The sequence below is a fragment of the Micromonospora sp. NBC_00617 genome, from assembly GCF_045161355.1.
GTDB lineage: Bacteria > Actinomycetota > Actinomycetes > Mycobacteriales > Micromonosporaceae > Micromonospora.
This window is the reverse complement of sequence record NZ_CP107751.1, coordinates 1,686,544-1,702,059: the sequence shown is the minus strand read 5'-3', so window position 1 is coordinate 1,702,059 and position 15,516 is coordinate 1,686,544. Positions and strand designations below refer to the sequence as shown.

The following is a 15,516-nucleotide window of genomic DNA, read 5'->3' as shown; positions in this document are numbered from 1 at the left end:
GACGATCCCGCAGACAGCCTACCCATAAAACCTATCGGGTTAGTAGGCTACCGCCCACGCTCACCGCACGCCGGTCGATGCGGCCCGGCACACCTGCCCGACCCAAGGAGCCGCCATGCGCACCCCCTCGACGCCTCATCCCCCGCGTCGCCGTCTGCTGACGGCCGCGTTCACCGCCGTGGTCCTGCTCGCCACGGCCAGCGTGAGCGCCTGCGGCGGGCCCGCCGACGCCGAAGGCCACGCGGGCAAGCTGCGGATCGGCTACCAGCGCTTCGGAGGGCTGAGTCTGGTCAAGGCCCGCGGCGAAACCCCGGGCGTCGAGTGGTCGCTGTTCGAGAGCGGGCCGGCGCTCACCGAGGCGCTCAAGGCCGGGTCGATCGACATCGGACAGGTCGGCGAGGCACCACCCGTCTTCGCCGCCGCCGGAAAGATCCCGTTCTCCATCATCGGCACCTCTGCGCCGATCCCGCAGGGCGAGGCGGTGCTGGTCAAGGCCGACAGCGGCTACCGCAGCTTCGCCGACCTCAAGGGCCGGACGATCGCCCTCAACAAGGGCTCCAACGTGCACTGGCTGCTGGTCCGGCTGCTGGAGACCAACAAGATGACGTTGAAGGACATCAAGGTCAAGTACCTCAAGCCGGCCGAGGGACGGCCCGCGTTCGACAGCGGGCAGGTCGACGCCTGGGTGATCTGGGACCCGTACTTCGCGCTGGCCGAGCAGCCGGGCGTCCGGGTGCTCGCCGACGCGACCGGCCTGGCCAGCAACCGCGAGTACGTGCTGGCCGCCCCCGACGCGCTCGCCCAGCGCTCGGACGACATCCGGGCGTTCCTGCGGCGCTACCGCGAGGTGACCGACTGGGGCATCGCGAACCCACAGGAGCGGGCCCGCACGCTGGCGCCGGAGCTGAAGATCCCGCAGGACATCACCAGCCGCGCCCTGGACCGCAGCGCCAAACCGCTCGCCCCGGTCACCCCGGCCATCGGCGACGAACTCCAGGCCATCACCGACAGCTTCATCGCGCTGGACCTCATACCGGGCCCGGTCGACATCAGGAGCCGGGTGGACGACCGCTTCAGCGCGGTGTTCCAGTGAGCCGTACACCTCTGCTGGAAACGCCGCCGGAGGTCGCGGCCGTCGCGCCGCCCGCCCCTCGGCACCCCCGGCCGACCCGGCGGTGGCGGCGGCTGGTCAGCCCGGTCGTGCTGGTGCTGGGCTGGGAACTGGCCGCCCGGACCGGGGTGCTGGCGTCGGAGAAGCTGCCCGCGCCGAGCGACGTGCTCGCCACCGGCTGGCGACTGTCCCGCGACGGAACGCTCGCCGTCCACCTCGTGGACTCCCTCACCCGGGCCGGAGCGGGGCTGCTCATCGGCGGCGTCCTGGCGCTGGTCCTGGGCACGATGGCGGGGCTGATGCGACTCGGCGACGACCTGGTCGACCCGCCGGTGCAGATGGCCCGGATGCTGCCGCACCTGGGCCTCGTGCCGCTGCTGATCATCTGGGTCGGCATCGGCGAGTCGCTGAAGATCAGCCTGGTGGCCCTGGGCGCGTTCTTCCCCATCTACTTCAACACGTACGCCGGCATCCGGGACATCGACGAACGGTTGGTGGAGGCGGCCCGCGCCTGCGGGCTCGGGCAGGCCGCCCGGCTGCGCCACGTGGTGCTGCCCGGCGCGCTCCCGTCGCTCTTTCTCGGCCTGCGCCTCGCGATCGGGGCGGCCTGGCTCAGCCTCGTCGTCGGCGAGCAGGTCAACGCCCAGAGCGGCATCGGCTTTCTGATGATGGAGGCGCGGGAGTTCAGCCAGACCGACGTCGTGGTCCTCGGCCTGCTCGTCTACGCGCTGCTCGGGCTGATATCCGACCTTGCCCTGCACGTTGCGGAGAGGAGGATGTTGACATGGCGACGCGGACTGCGAGCCACCTGATCGGCGCGACGCCGGTGCTGACCGCCCACGCGATCCGCCGGTCCTTCGGGCCGACGGTCGTGCTGGCCGGGGTCGACCTGACCATCGCGCGGGGCGAGGTGGTGGCCCTGCTGGGCTCCAGCGGTTCCGGCAAGAGCACCCTCCTGCGGGTTCTCGCCGGCCTGGACCGCGACGCCAGCGGCGACACCGTCGTGCACGGCACCGCCGCAGTGGTCTTCCAGGAACACCGGCTCCTGCCCTGGAAGCGGGTGGCCGCCAACGTCGGGCTCGGCCTGTCCGGCCCGGACACCGCCGGCCGGATCGATCGGGCGTTGCGCGAGGTCGGGCTGGCCGAGCGGCACCGGGCCTGGCCGGCCGAGCTGTCCGGCGGGCAGGCGCAGCGGGTGGCCGTCGCGCGGGCCCTGGTCCGCGAACCGGACCTGCTGCTGCTCGACGAACCGTTCGGAGCCCTGGACGCGCTCACCCGACTGCGGATGCAGGTGCTGCTGCGCCGGCTGCGCGCCGAACACGGCTTCGCCGCCCTCCTGGTCACCCACGACGTGGAGGAGGCGTTGCTGCTGGCCGACCGGATCCTGCTCCTGGACGACTGCCGCATCGCCGCGGAGTTGCCCGTCGACCTCGCACCCACCCGTACGCCGGACGACCCGGGCTTCGGCGCGCTGCGCCGCCACCTGCTCGACCGACTCGGCGTTCCCACCACCTGAGGAAGCGGAGACCCGATGACCCGCTGGACGCCCGACCCCACCTTCTACCCGTCGCCCGGCGAGGCGGCGACCGCCCCGGCGGAGAAGCTCGCCTACGTGGCGGCCTTCGACCGTACGGCCAGCCGCCCGGACGCCATCGCGGTGCTGGACACCGATCCCGACTCCCCCGACTACGGCCGGGTCGTCGGCTGGACCGACCTGCCGCACCTCGGCGACGAGGTGCACCACTTCGGGTGGAACGCGTGCAGCAGCGCGCTCTGCCCGACCGCCCCGCACCCGCACGTCGAGCGGCGCTACCTGATCGTGCCCGGCCTGCGCTCGTCACGGATCCACGTTCTCGACACCCAGCCCGACCCGCGCCAGCCGCAGATCGTCAAGGTGATCGGGCCCCAGGAGCTGGCGAAGCGGGCCGGCTACTCCCGGCCGCACACCGTGCACTGCGGCCCGGACGGCATCTACCTGTCCGCCCTCGGTGGCGCGGACGGCGCCCAGGGCCCGGGTGGCATCGCGATCCTGGACCACACCACGTTCGACGTCCGCGGGGCGTGGGAGGCCGACCGGGGCCCGCAGTTCCTGGCGTACGACGTGTGGTGGCACCTCACCCAGGACGTGCTGGTCACCAGCGAGTGGGGCACCCCGTCCATGATCGAGGACGGGATCATCGGTGAGCTGCTGCTGGGCCGCCGCTACGGCCACGCCATCCACTTCTGGGACCTCGCGAAACGCCGGCACGTGCAGCGGGTCGACCTGGGCGACGCGTACCAGATGCCGCTGGAGCTGCGTCCGGCGCACGATCCGAGGAAGTCGTACGGGTTCGTCGGGGTGGTGATCAGCGTCGAGGACCTGTCCGCCTCGGTCTGGCTGTGGCACCGCGACGGGGGCGCCTGGGCGGTCACCAAGGTGATCGACATCCCCGCCGAGCCGGCCGACCCGGCGGACCTGCCCGACCTGCTCAAGCCGTTCGGCGCGGTGCCGCCACTGGTGACCGACATCGACCTGTCGGTGGACGACCGGTTCCTCTACGTCTCCTGCTGGGGCACCGGAGAGCTGCGCCAGTACGACGTCAGCGACCCGCTGCACCCGGTGCAGACCGGCTCGGTGCACCTCGGCGGAATCGTCCGCCGCACCGCCCACCCGTCCGCACCGGACGAGGCCCTCGCCGGCGGTCCACAGATGGTCGAGGTGAGCCGCGACGGGCGGCGGGTCTACGTCAGCAACTCGCTCTACGGCTCGTGGGACGACCAGTTCTATCCGGACGGGGTGGGCGCCTGGCTGGCGAAGCTCGACGTGGACGTCGAGGCCGGCGGGCTCACCCCCGACGTGCGGTTCTTCCCGCACGGTGACGAGTTCCGGGGGCTGCGGGTGCACCAGACCCGGTTGCAGGGCGGGGACGCGTCCTCCGACTCGTACTGCTTCCCGTGACCCTCGGGACGCTCGCGACGCTGGCGGCGCTCGGCGCGTTCCACGGCCTGAACCCGGCGATGGGGTGGTTGTTCGCGGTGGCCCGGGGCCTGCAGGAGCGCAACCAGGTGGCGCTGCTGCGCGCCCTGCCGCCGATCGCCGCGGGGCATCTCGCCTCGGTGGCGATCGTCGCCGCCCTGGTCACCGCGACCAGGTCGGTGACGGCGAGCACGGCCCTGGCGGTGGTCGGCGGCGTGCTGCTGGTCGGCTTCGGGTTGTGGCGGCTGCTCTCCGAGCGGCACTTCCGCTGGGCGGGGATGCGGCTGTCCGCGGCACAGCTCGCCGGCTGGTCGTTCCTCATGTCGTCGGCGCACGGCGCGGGGCTGATGCTGCTGCCGGTGCTGGTCGCCGAGCCGGTGCCCGCAGGTCACTCCGGGCACCTGGCCGCCGCGCCGGTCGGTGCGCTGCCCGGGTTGGCCGCGGCGGGCGTGCACACCGTGGCGATGCTCGGCACCGCAGTGGTCGTGGCGGTGCTGGTCTACCAGGTGCTCGGGGTCGGGGTGCTACGTCGGGCGTGGTTCAACGTCGATCGGCTCTGGGCCGGGGTGCTGGTGGCCGCGGGGTTGGTGACGCTGATCCGGACGTGACCGTCCATCGTGGAAACGTGTGATGTGTGATCTCATGTCGCCATGGTCACTCCGACTCCCCTCATGCAGCTGGTCGCCGGTGTGTGGGGGTTCAAGACCCTCGCGGCCGGCGTCGACCTCGGTCTGTTCACTCGGCTCGCCGGTGGGCGCACGATGACAGTCGAGCAGGCCGCGGCCGAGTTCGGGCTGCCGGACCGGCCGGCGGACCTGCTGCTCGCCGCGTGCGCCTCGCTCGGCCTGTTGGAAAAGGCCGGCGACGGCTACCGCAACACCGAGCTGGCCGAGCAGTTCCTGGTCGAGGGTCGTCCCTACTATTTCGGCGCCCAGATCCGCTACTCCGACCTGCGCACCTACCTGCCGTGGCACCGCATCGGCGAGGCGCTGCGCACCGATCGACCGTTGACCTGGGACCCGGAGTCCCAGCAGTCCATGTTCGACACCGCCGACCCGGAGATGCTGGCGCAGTTCTGGGACGCCATGTTTTCGACGTCGAGCTTCACGGCGAGCGCGCTGGCCGAGGCGTACGACTTCTCCGCGTACCGCCGACTGCTCGACGTGGGCGGCGGGGCCGGCGCGTTCCCGATCGAGTTCTGCCGCCGGCTGCCCGAGCTGCGGGCGACCGTCCTGGACCTGCCGCACGTCTGCGTACGGGCGCGGGAGCGGATAGCGGAGGCCGGTCTGACCGGTCGGATCGACGCGGTGCCCGGCGACTTCCTCGCCGATCCCGCGTTGCCGGATGGGCACGACGTCATCCTGCTCAGCATGATCCTGCACGACTGGGACGAACCGACGAACCGGGCGCTGCTGGCCCGCTGTCACGCGGCGCTGCCGCCCGGCGGCGCGATCGTCGTCTGCGAGCTGCTGCTCAACGACGAGCGCACCGGGCCACCGGAGGCGGCTCTGATGGGCATGAACATGTTGGTCGAGACCGAGGGCGGCCGGAACTACTCGGCGGCCGAGTACGGCGCGTGGCTCACCGACGCCGGGTTCGTCGACGTCCGTACCGTGCCGTTCGATGCTCCCGGCGCCAACGGCGCGGTCGTGGCCCGCCGGCCCTGAAACGCCGACGGCACCCGACCCGTGGGGAGGGTCGGGTGCCGCGGTGTCATCGTGACGCTGGCGTCCGATCGGCTACCGGTACCGCTCAGGCGCGAGCCTTGACCGGCTGCTTCATGAAGTCCATGATCGCCTTGTTGATCTCGTCGGCGTGCGTCCACGGGATGCCGTGCGGTGCGCCCTTGAGCGTGATGAGCGTGCCGGTCGGCATCATCGGGCCGAGTCGCTGGCCGGTCACCGGGTAGGGCAGCACCCGGTCCTGGTCACCCTGCACGATCAACACCGGAATATTGATCTTCGGCAGGTCCTGCCGGAAGTCCTCCTGCCAGGCGTTCACACTGTCGTGGGTGGCCTTGCCGGAGGCCATCGCACCGATCTGCCAGTGCGCCCGGTACGCCTCTTCGCTGACCCGCTTGCCCATGTTCTGGTCGGGGTTGAAGAACGCGTCGCAGAACGTGGTCAGGTAGGCGAAGCGGTCCTTCATGATGGCGTCCTGGAAGCCCTTGAAGAGTTTCCGGTCGACGCCCTCGGGGTTGTCGTCGGCCTTGGCCAACATCGGTTGCAGCGGGCTGAGCAGCACGGCCCGGCTGACCCGCTGGGAGCCGTAGTTGCCCAGATAGCGGACGACCTCTCCGGTGCCCATCGAGTGACCGATCAGGGTGGCGTCGCTCAGGTCCAGCTCGGTCATCAGCACGTCGAGGTCCGCGGCGAACGTGTTGTAGTCGTAGCCGAACGCCGGCTGCGCCGAGTTGCCGTTACCGCGTCGATCGTAGGTGATCGTCCGGTATCCGGCGTTCAGCAGCGCGCTGGTCTCCTTCTCCCACGTTGCCCCGTTGAACGGGAAGCCGTGGATCAGCACCACGGGCTTACCGGACCCGTGGTCCTCGTAGTACAGGTCGATGGGTGCGGAGTTTTCCGTACCCACGGTAATGAAAGGCATGTTTTACTCCTGCTCCGGTCTGGGCTGTCGGACGCCCCGCGCTTTCCCGTCGGGTCGCCGGATATGCGGCCGACCGCCGTCGCCCCAGGCCAGCCGCCCCGCTCCGGGCGACCGGTCCCGGCATCGACAGTTATCGACCTCATCGGTAGGGGCGGAGAGCGGTTGGCCGGTGACGCGACCGGATCGGGGTGCCCCGATCCGGCCGCGGCGGCCTAGCCTCGAACGGTGAGCCCTTCGCCCCGGCTGCGAGCCGTCAGCGACCTGCACATCAGCTACGCGGAGAACCGCGCGTTCGTCCAGGAGCTACGGCCGGACCACCCCGGCGACTGGCTGCTCGTGGCCGGTGACGTGGCCGAGCGGTACGCCGACATCGAGTGGGCGCTCGGCCTGCTGAGCAGCCGGTTCGCCAGGGTCGTCTGGGCGCCCGGCAACCACGAGCTGTGGACGCCGCCCGGCGACCCGGAGCACCTGCGCGGCGAGATCCGCTACCGCGAGCTGGTGGAGCTGTGCCGACGGCTGGGAGTCGTCACGCCCGAGGACCCGTACCCGGTCTGGGACGGCGAGGGCGGCCCGGCCACCATCGCCCCGCTCTTCGTGCTGTACGACTACACGTTCCGGGTGCCGCAGGCGAACACCAAGGAGGAGTCGCTGGCCCTGGCGTACGCGGCCGGGGTGGTCTGCACGGACGAGGCGCTGCTGCACCCCGACCCGTACCCGAGCCGGGAGGCGTGGTGCGACGCCCGGATCACCGAGACCGAACGCCGGCTGGCCGAGCGCGACCCGGCGCTGCCGACCGTGCTGGTCAACCACTACCCGCTGGTGCGCGAACCCACCGACGTGCTGTGGTTCCCGGAGTTCGCCCAGTGGTGCGGCACCGTGCGCACCCGCGACTGGCACCTGCGCTTCGGCGCGTCCACGATGGTCTACGGGCACCTGCACATCCCCCGCACGACCTTCTACGACGGCGTGCGCTTCGAGGAGGTCTCGCTCGGCTACCCACGCGAGTGGCGGCGACGCGGCCCGGTCCCGGACCCGGTGCGCACCATCAATCCGGCCGACGACCTGCGCCGGCGCGAGTCCGTCAGCGGGTGAGGCCGACCAGCGTCGCCAGTCGCGCCACGCCGGCCGGCGCCGGCTACGCGCGAGCGACATCGGCGATGAGAGTACGTGCCAACGGCCGGCCCCGGCCGGCAACGTGCTGCTCGTCCGCCTCGGTCGCGTCCGTCGCCACCCAGTTGGTCACCCGACCCGACTGTCAGACGTTGAAGCGGAACGTGGACCGGCCGACTCGCGCAGCAGGCCGGGCAGGTCACCAAGGGTAGCGATCGCACGTCCGCCCCAGCTTGGGTCGGTGTCGTTGTGCTCAGTGGTACGAAGCACGGTCATACCGACTGCTGCCGCGCCGGCCAGCTCGCCGGAGCCGCACTGCGGTGCCTGGGCGACCTGCATCTCTACTCGCAGGCCCTTCGATACGCTCCCGACGCGCTCACCCTGGCCAGCCAGAACACCCGCACGCGTGCCCTGCACACCGCGCTCGTTGCCATGACTCATGCCCGCGCCGGGGGACACCGACGCCGCCTGCGCCTGGGGCCGGAAGTTGGTACAGCACGCCGCGGGCATCCAGTCGGCGCTTGTTCACCAGCGCGTTCACGAACTCACCGCTACGCTCAGCGCTCAGCAGGCGTCGCCCCAGGTCAAAGAAGTCCTGCATACTCTCGCGGCCATGCCAGCAGCCAGATAGAGCCGGAGCCGCCTGACCCCGTCCGCTAGCGTCACCGAGGTGACCTGGACGGAGCCCGCAACGTGGTACGCCAACCTGGCGTCCTTCTACGCCGCAGCCGCCGCCTTCATCACCGACCCGGACGGCAACGTGCTGCTCGTCAAACCCACCTACCGCGACCACTGGGCCTTCCCCGGCGGCTACGTGGACGATGGCGAATACCCCCACGATGCTTGCGCCCGGGAAATCCAAGAGGAATTGGGGATCTCAGTCGTGGTGGGCGACCTTCTCGTAGTCGACTGGGCACCGCCCGCTGGGGAGCGACCACGCACGATCATCAGCTTCACGTTCGACTGCGGGTCCATTGCCAACCTCGACGGCATTACTTTGCCAAGGCAGGAGTTGGAGGACGCCGCCTTCTACTCGCCCCGAGGGGCCGAACAGTGTCTTCCCGACAATGTCGCTTCGCGAGTTCGTGCGGCCATGAGCGCTCGTAACCGACACGCTCCGCTGTACCTTGCTGGTGGCTCGGTCGCCCCCTGCCCTCCGTCCGTGGAGTCGAAGCCGACCACGAAGTAGGCACAGACTGCGTAACACAATCGCGCGCGAACGCTGGTCAACCGGTTGCGGCACGAGCGGCACCGCCCCCTAGGCGACGGCTCTGACCAGCGCTGCCAATGATTCTTCGCCGATTGTTATGGCTGGGCCGAGAAGCGCAGCTCGGTCAAGTTCACCACCCCCTGTTCGGAGCGCAGCCACTACGGTGACCGGATGCCGATCGGTCGACGCCGATTCCTCCAGTTGGTGGCCGCCGGGGGCGGCGTCACCGCGCTCGGCGCGGGCGGCATCGCCCTGGTCGATGCCGAAGTGCTGCCCGGCCGGTCGGTGCTCGACCACGCGCTAGGCCGCTGCGACGCCGCACCTCCGACTGTGCCGCAGGGCACGCCGCAGCCGCCGGTCACCGGCAGCTTCCGCTCGACGGCACGCCGCCGGGAGGTCGGCTTCGCCATCTCCTACCCACCCGGGTACGCCCCGGGCACGCGGCTGCCCGTCTGCCTGGCCCTGCACGGGTACGCGGCCGACGCCCGCTCCGCCGTCACCGCCGCCCGGTATCCGGAGTTCCTGGCCGGCGCGCTCGCGGCAGGGGTGCCCCCGTTCGCGCTGGCCGCACCGGACGGCGGCGACGGCTACTGGCATCCGCACGCCACCGACGACCCGCTCGGCATGCTCGTCGACGAGTTCCTGCCGCTGCTGGCGGGGCGCGGCCTGCGCACCGACCGGGTCGCGGTGGCCGGCTGGTCGATGGGCGGGTACGGCGCGCTGCTCGCCGCGCTGACCCATCCGGACCGGTTCCGGGCGGTGGTGGCCACCTCACCGGCGATCTTCCGCTCGTACGCCGACGCGGAGCGGGTCAACGCCGGCGCGTTCGACGATCCCGACGAGTGGGCCCGGTACGACGTGACGGCCCGCGCCGCGCAGTTCGCCGGCCTGCCGGTACGGATCGCGATCGGCGCGGCCGACCCGTTCGCGGGCGCGGTCGAGACACTGCGGGACCGGCTGCCCGACCCGGGGGTGGTGACTGTCGGGGTGGGCTGCCACGACGGCGACTACTGGGCATCGGTCGCCCCGGCGCAGGTGCGGGCGATCGGCGCGGCGCTGGCCGGCTGACCCGTGGCCGTCGTCAGCTCGGTTCGGACCGCGTCGGGAAGGTCGCCGACGGCCCGGCCGGCGCGGTCACACTCGCCGGAGAACTCGTACGTCGGGTCGGCGTGGGCGTGGCTCACTACGCTGAAGGAGGCCAGCAGGTCGGCGTCCCGGTCGTGCAGCGCCCCCCGGCGCGCTCAGCACAACCTCAGCGCACGGTCAGGTGGCGTGCAGGGTCGGGGCGGAGAGTCCGAGGGGCGGGTCTTTCGCTGATCGATGCTCGTGGTCACGATGGGGGCGGACGCGATGAACGTGACCGATCTTCGGCTGGTCGTCGCCGTCGGTGCCGCCGCCGCCGCCGCGGTGGCCTACGCCGTCACGGTGTGGCGACGCCAACCACGGCCGAGGGTGCTCCTTCGAGCCGGTGCGGTGCTGCTGGCCGAGCTCCTGGTCGTGACGGCGGCGGCGCTGGTCGTGAACCGCGTGGAGGACCTCTATCCCACCTGGGCGGCTCTCGGGCAGCGCGGCCCCGTCATCCAACGCCAACCGACGACACCGGGCAGGCTGGACGCGACAATCGGACGGTTGGCACGCGGCTCACCGGGGCCTGTCGCGCTGGCGTGGCGGCCGGCTTTCCTGGCCTCGTGGCCGCACGCCGCCGCAACGGTGGTGACGCCGGCAGATTATCCGCAGCACCCCGAGTGGCGCTATCCGGCGGTGCTGGTGCTGTCGTCGACGGGGGACGGCTGGACCGACGCGACGGTGCTCGCCGCTGCACGCCGAGCGGGCCCCGCGGCGGTCGTCGTGGCCGTGCGTGTCCCGGGGGACGGCGACCCGTCCGCCCTGGCGTTGCAGGTGGCGCCGGACCTGGAACGGGACGTGCGTGTCACCGGGCACCACTGGGGCCTCGTGGCGTCCGCCGGGATGCAGCCGGTGGCGCGGAATGTCGTCGGCCGCGACGCCGTGCGCTTCCCGGTGCTGGCGGTCGCCGGGCGGCCGGGAGAGATCACGCCGGCCCAGGTCGGCCCGCCGTCGGCTGCGTTGCCCGCCGGCGTGCTGGCCGTGCGGGTCGGCCCCGCCAACGCGGGCACCGCTACCGAGGGCGCCGCACCACAGGCCCAGCTCGTGGCGGCTCTGCACTGGGTGGGCACCAAGCTCCCCGCCCCTCTCGCGGCACCGGCGTCGGTGCTCACGCCGCCGGCCGCCCCGCGACCGAAGCCGCACCGTGCGGTGGTCCACGGCACCCCGACCCCGGGTGCCGGGTCCGGAAGCGCTGGCCGCCATGGCCCCTGACAGCCCCCTCCTGCTGGGCCTGCTCGCGGTCCTGACCGTGGTCGCGCCGGTGCTGACGGCGGTGGTGTGGGATCGCGGCCGTCGGTGGCGGCGCCTCGCGCGGCGGGCGACAGGGATCGCGCTGTGCCTGGTCACGCTGGTGTCGGCGGTGCTGGTCGCGGCGAATCGTCAGGCCGAGACGTACGCGTCCTGGTCGGATCTGCTCGGCCCGACACCGGAAAGTCAGGCCGTGCCGGTCGACTCGCGATCGGCGCGGGACGGGTCGGCGGGACACTTCGTCACCATCAGAGTGGCTGGAGCGGCCAGTGGCGTGAGCCTGCCCATGATTGTCTATCTTCCGGCTGCCTACGACACCCACCCCGGCCTCCGCTTCCCCGTGATCGAGGCGTTCGACGGTTTCCCCGGCTCCCCGGGGAGCTGGATTAGGGGGCTCGGGGTGGCCGGCCGTCTGGACGCCGAGATCAGCGCCGGACGGATGGCGCCCACCGTCGTGCTGTTCCCTGCACAGACGATCGATCCGGCGGTGGACACCGAGTGCACGAATCTCACCGGCGGCCCACAGATCGAGTCGTTCCTGACCGTGGACGTGCCGGTCGCGGCGCGTGCGCAGCTGCGCGTGGCCGAGGACCGCGCCGGGTGGGGCGTGATCGGCTACTCGGCGGGTGGCTACTGCGCCACCAACCTGCTGCTGCGTCATCCCGACCGCTACGCCGCGGGCGCGAGCCTGTCCGGGTACGCCGAGCCGGGCATCCGCGTCGGGGACGGCAGCGAGAACACCACGAACAACGACCTCTGGCGGCTGCGGCATCTTCCGGTGCCGGCCGTCAGCCTGTACTTGGCCTGCCCGCGTACGGATGCGCACCCCGCGCGGGACACGGCGGCCCTGGCGGCGGCCGCACGCCCGCCGATCGACCTCACCACGGTCTTCCTGCCGGTGGGTGGGCACAACATGCAGACGTGGCGCGCGTTGGAGCCCGCGGCGTTCGACTGGCTGTCGGGTTCGCTGGCCGCACCTCGGCCCAGCGGTGTGGGCGCCACGGCCGTGACGGTACGGCCGCTGCCGTCGCGGTGACGTCGTGTCACCCGGTCGGTGGCGACGCGGCTTCGCGGACGACCCGGTCGCGTCTCGTGCGACGGCCGGGCAGCTCCAGCACCCCCTCGGCGGCGGCGATGGCGAGGCCCTGGAGTGGCGCGTTGCCCAGCCCGGACAGGATCACGTACCTCGGCCGCCACACCGGGTGGTACTTCTCGTTGTACCGCCACAGCGACGCCATCTGGGTGTCGGCGCCGAGCCGGGTGAGGACGCGGCGCTGCAGGGCTCCGAGGGGTCCGCTGGACCGTTCACCCGCCAGGACGGCCCGCATGACGGCGAAGTTGAGGGCCAGACCCCACTGTCCCTGCGTCCGCAGGTGTTGGATGGTTTCGATGATGACGAAGTCGGTCAGCCCGTTGGGCACCTCGGCGTCGGTGCGGCGACGCATCAGGTCCAGCGACCAGCCGGCGATGTCGGCTGCCGGCACCCAGTGGCAGAAGGCGTCGGGGCGCCCCGTGGGGTCGTAGGCGACGCTGAGCAGCAGGCCGGTGTCGCGGGGATCGAACAGCCGCGACAGGGTCATCGAGAAGCCGCGCTCGGCGTCACCCTGGCGGCTGTGCGCGGCCAACTGCCGAAGCTGGTCCGCCAGCGTCACGGGAATGGTGGCCGGATCGTGGAACCGCACGGTGTAACCAGCGCGGGCGACCTTGTGGTAGCCGTTGCGCAGACCCTTCATGGGGCGACCTTCGAGGGTGAAGGCGGTGCAGTTGACGATCGCCTCGTCCCCCAGCGGGACCGCGCGCATGCCGGCGGCCTGGTACACCGGCAGCCACCCCTGCGCCGCCCCCACCACGGCCACCGGCCATCCGTGGCGGTCGGCGTGACCGAGGAACTGCGTCCACGCCTGCACCCACTGCTGGGCCGGCCCGATCGGGTCCGGGGACACCAGGCACACACCGTCGCGTACGTCGTAGGCGATCACGCAGTCGCCCTCGAAGAAGAACGACTTGTCGTCCCGCAGCGCGAAGTAGGCGAGTGTGTCGCCGCCGTGCCGAGCGACGATCTCCCGGGCGCGAGCGAGGTCCGCCTCCCGGTGCCCAGCGGTGGCGGCCCTCAGTACCCGTGGGCGCAGCAGCAGCCACCCGAGCACGACCAGAAGGCTGAGGCCCAGCGCCGCCAACGCCGGCGTGATCATCGGTGCCGTGGTCGGAAGCGGTGCGGCGGTGTCACCGATCAGCCGTCCGACGGCGGCTTGCAGCGTGGCCTCCACCGAGGCGCCGGCGACCCGAGCCACCAGCAGCGACAGCGCCGTGACCGCACCCGTCGCGCCCAGCAGCACCAGCGCGGCGATCCGAACGTGGCGGCGCTGCGGATGGGCCGGAAATGCCGACCGGCGCCACACCAGCCACCCGGCGGCGGCCAACGCAACGAGCGCCTCCTCGACGTCGAGTCCCTTCACCAGGTGCAGCAGGGCCGAGGCCACGAGCAGGCCCACGGCGGCCGCACAGGCCACGCTGCGGCCCCGACGCAGACCCCACGCGACCACGAGCAACGCGACACTGGCGAACACCGTCGCCGCCGCCGCGGCCTGCGGCCCCTGCACCGGCATCAGCAGCAGCAGCGCCGCGAGCCGGGGCCGCAACGGGGGCAGCACGGCCGAGACCAACCCCCACACACCGACGGCCATGACCACGACGGCCGCCACCAGCCTGGTGCGCCGACTGTGCGCGTACCGGCGCAGCGCTGGCTCCGGCAGCGGCCACACCCCGTCACCGGGCAGCGACGCCACGACCCGCGCCGAGCCGTCCGTGGCTCGGTGGCCACGGATGAGACGTCGCTCCAGCCACGTCGCCTCCCCGGCGCACACCTCGCCGTGTACGAGCCGGACCCGCAGGTCACCCGCGACGTCCAGCTCCACCCAGCTGCACCGCAGCACCGCCTGGAAGACCGGCGGCAGCAACCACCAGGACCGGCGGGCCACCACCACCCGCGCCGCGCAACCACTGTTGGCGTAGAAGCCGTCGACCAGCCGGGTCAGCTCCGGCTGGTGCGTGTGCCCGGTGATCAGCCCCGCCCAGCCCCGCTCACACCAGGCGGCGGCAGCGGTCCGCGGCACGGCGTTCAGCCGCGCGCCGCGCGCACCGAATCGGCTGGTCGCGAGTGCCGCGTACACGCCACGGGCCACCAGCACGCCAACGAGCACCAGCGCCAGCACATCCAGGACCAGCCCCACCCCGATGACCAGGAACCACCGCGGTACCGCGTCGGCGACCCGCCATCGCGCCGACGCCGCCACGGCCACCGGAACACGGCCCACCAACGCCAGGACCAGCGGCGCGAGCAGCCACCATGCCCGCGGCGCCAGCTGTCGGTACACCAGACGCGACGCCAGGAAACGGCCTACCTCGTTCGGGTCGGTCAACGCCCCGACATCCGCCAGAAACGGCGTCTTCCGCAGCTCCGGCACGACCTCCTGCACGATGTGCTGCCCCAACGGAGAGTCCAGCGGATTACGCGGATCCCGCAACGCGTTCGCCGGATCGAACGCGTGCCCGTGCTCACAGCGGACCTTGCGGGGGCCCGCCGGAGTATCGAACACCAGGTCCACCGCCAACGCGCACTCGGCGCCCAACCGCTCGCGCAGCGTGCGGGCCGCGTCGCGGTCCCACGCCAACGCCGCGTCCTGGTTACCCACCACGACCAGGAGCCGACGCTCTGGCCCGTCGGCGAAGGCCCGCAGCGTCGCCGCGAGGCGCGGATGGGCGTCCAACGCCCCCGCCACCGTGCCACCCGGTTCGGCCCACAGCTCCACCATGTCGCCGTTGAGGACGACCACTCCCGGGCCCGACCACCGGTCCAACCGTGCGATCAGGTCCCGCTCCAGGGACGCCGATGTCGCGGACATCTCCTGCCCCAGGTGTAGGTCGCTGAACACCGCTACCGTTCCGGACGGCGGCACGTCCACGGTGAGGCAGTCGGGAGCCACAGAGGATGCGTCGATGCTGCCTGACCCGACATCGGTCGGGTGTTCGTGAGCGGTCATTCCGTCTCCCGCGTCCGCGCCTGTCAACCCCGGCGAACCGACATTCCGGCGCCATACCGGTCAACGGTCGGACCTGGCGGCGGACACCCGGACGCCCGGACGCCCACATCGT

General features: G+C 72.1%; 13 protein-coding genes. 11 read left to right on the top strand and 2 right to left on the bottom strand.

Going from position 1 to position 15,516, the window contains the following annotated elements; all coding sequences use genetic code 11:
• The first annotated feature begins 115 nt into the window (after positions 1–115).
• From OG505_RS07600 to OG505_RS07575, 6 genes are read left to right on the top strand one after another with little or no spacing between them, the layout of a single operon-like run.
• A complete protein-coding gene (locus OG505_RS07600) occupies positions 116–1,093 on the top strand; it encodes an aliphatic sulfonate ABC transporter substrate-binding protein (protein ID WP_405432054.1) in 978 nt (325 codons plus the stop codon).
• Positions 1,090–1,923 carry an ABC transporter permease gene (locus OG505_RS07595; protein ID WP_405432053.1) on the top strand — a complete coding sequence of 278 codons (834 nt, stop codon included), beginning with the start codon at positions 1,090–1,092 and terminating at the stop codon, positions 1,921–1,923. The genes OG505_RS07600 and OG505_RS07595 overlap by 4 nt, the downstream gene beginning before the upstream one ends.
• Positions 1,896–2,627: an ABC transporter ATP-binding protein gene (locus OG505_RS07590; RefSeq protein ID WP_405432051.1), complete on the top strand. Its 732-nt coding sequence runs from the start codon at positions 1,896–1,898 to the stop codon at positions 2,625–2,627. Before OG505_RS07595 ends, OG505_RS07590 begins: the two co-directional genes overlap by 28 nt.
• Before the next feature lie 15 nt (positions 2,628–2,642).
• Positions 2,643–4,049: a selenium-binding family protein gene (locus tag OG505_RS07585; protein ID WP_405432050.1), complete on the top strand. Its 1,407-nt coding sequence runs from the start codon at positions 2,643–2,645 to the stop codon at positions 4,047–4,049.
• Complete coding sequence (locus OG505_RS07580; protein ID WP_405432048.1) at positions 4,046–4,675, top strand: hypothetical protein; 630 nt, start codon at positions 4,046–4,048, stop codon at positions 4,673–4,675. Before OG505_RS07585 ends, OG505_RS07580 begins: the two co-directional genes overlap by 4 nt.
• A 42-nt stretch (positions 4,676–4,717) precedes the next feature.
• Complete coding sequence (locus OG505_RS07575; protein WP_405432047.1) at positions 4,718–5,734, top strand: methyltransferase; 1,017 nt, start codon at positions 4,718–4,720, stop codon at positions 5,732–5,734.
• Between the two features lie 85 nt (positions 5,735–5,819).
• On the opposite strand, the gene OG505_RS07570 is transcribed toward OG505_RS07575, so the two are convergent.
• Entirely contained in the window at positions 5,820–6,671 is an 852-nt protein-coding gene (locus OG505_RS07570) for an alpha/beta fold hydrolase (protein ID WP_405432045.1), read from the bottom strand.
• Between the two features lie 225 nt (positions 6,672–6,896).
• Between OG505_RS07570 and OG505_RS07565 the strand changes: the two genes are divergently transcribed.
• From OG505_RS07565 to OG505_RS07545, 5 genes are all read left to right on the top strand, one after another.
• Positions 6,897–7,763, top strand: a complete 867-nt coding sequence (locus OG505_RS07565; protein ID WP_405432044.1) for a metallophosphoesterase family protein — start codon at positions 6,897–6,899, stop codon at positions 7,761–7,763.
• 688 nt (positions 7,764–8,451) lie between these two features.
• Positions 8,452–8,970 carry an NUDIX domain-containing protein gene (locus OG505_RS07560; RefSeq protein ID WP_405432043.1) on the top strand — a complete coding sequence of 173 codons (519 nt, stop codon included), beginning with the start codon at positions 8,452–8,454 and terminating at the stop codon, positions 8,968–8,970.
• A gap of 192 nt (positions 8,971–9,162) precedes the next feature.
• On the top strand, positions 9,163–10,059 hold the full coding sequence (locus OG505_RS07555; protein WP_405432041.1) for an alpha/beta hydrolase: 897 nt from the start codon (positions 9,163–9,165) through the stop codon (positions 10,057–10,059).
• 282 nt (positions 10,060–10,341) lie between these two features.
• The gene (locus OG505_RS07550; RefSeq protein WP_405432040.1) at positions 10,342–11,328 is read left to right on the top strand and encodes a hypothetical protein; all 987 of its coding nucleotides are present in this window, start codon (positions 10,342–10,344) and stop codon (positions 11,326–11,328) included.
• Positions 11,318–12,400 (top strand): alpha/beta hydrolase, encoded by a 1,083-nt coding sequence (locus OG505_RS07545; protein WP_405432039.1) that lies wholly within the window; start codon positions 11,318–11,320, stop codon positions 12,398–12,400. The genes OG505_RS07550 and OG505_RS07545 overlap by 11 nt, the downstream gene beginning before the upstream one ends.
• A 7-nt stretch (positions 12,401–12,407) precedes the next feature.
• Here OG505_RS07545 and OG505_RS07540 read toward each other — a convergent pair whose 3' ends face one another.
• Entirely contained in the window at positions 12,408–15,347 is a 2,940-nt protein-coding gene (locus tag OG505_RS07540; RefSeq protein ID WP_405432038.1) for a phosphatidylglycerol lysyltransferase domain-containing protein, read from the bottom strand.
• Positions 15,348–15,516: the final 169 nt, after the last annotated feature.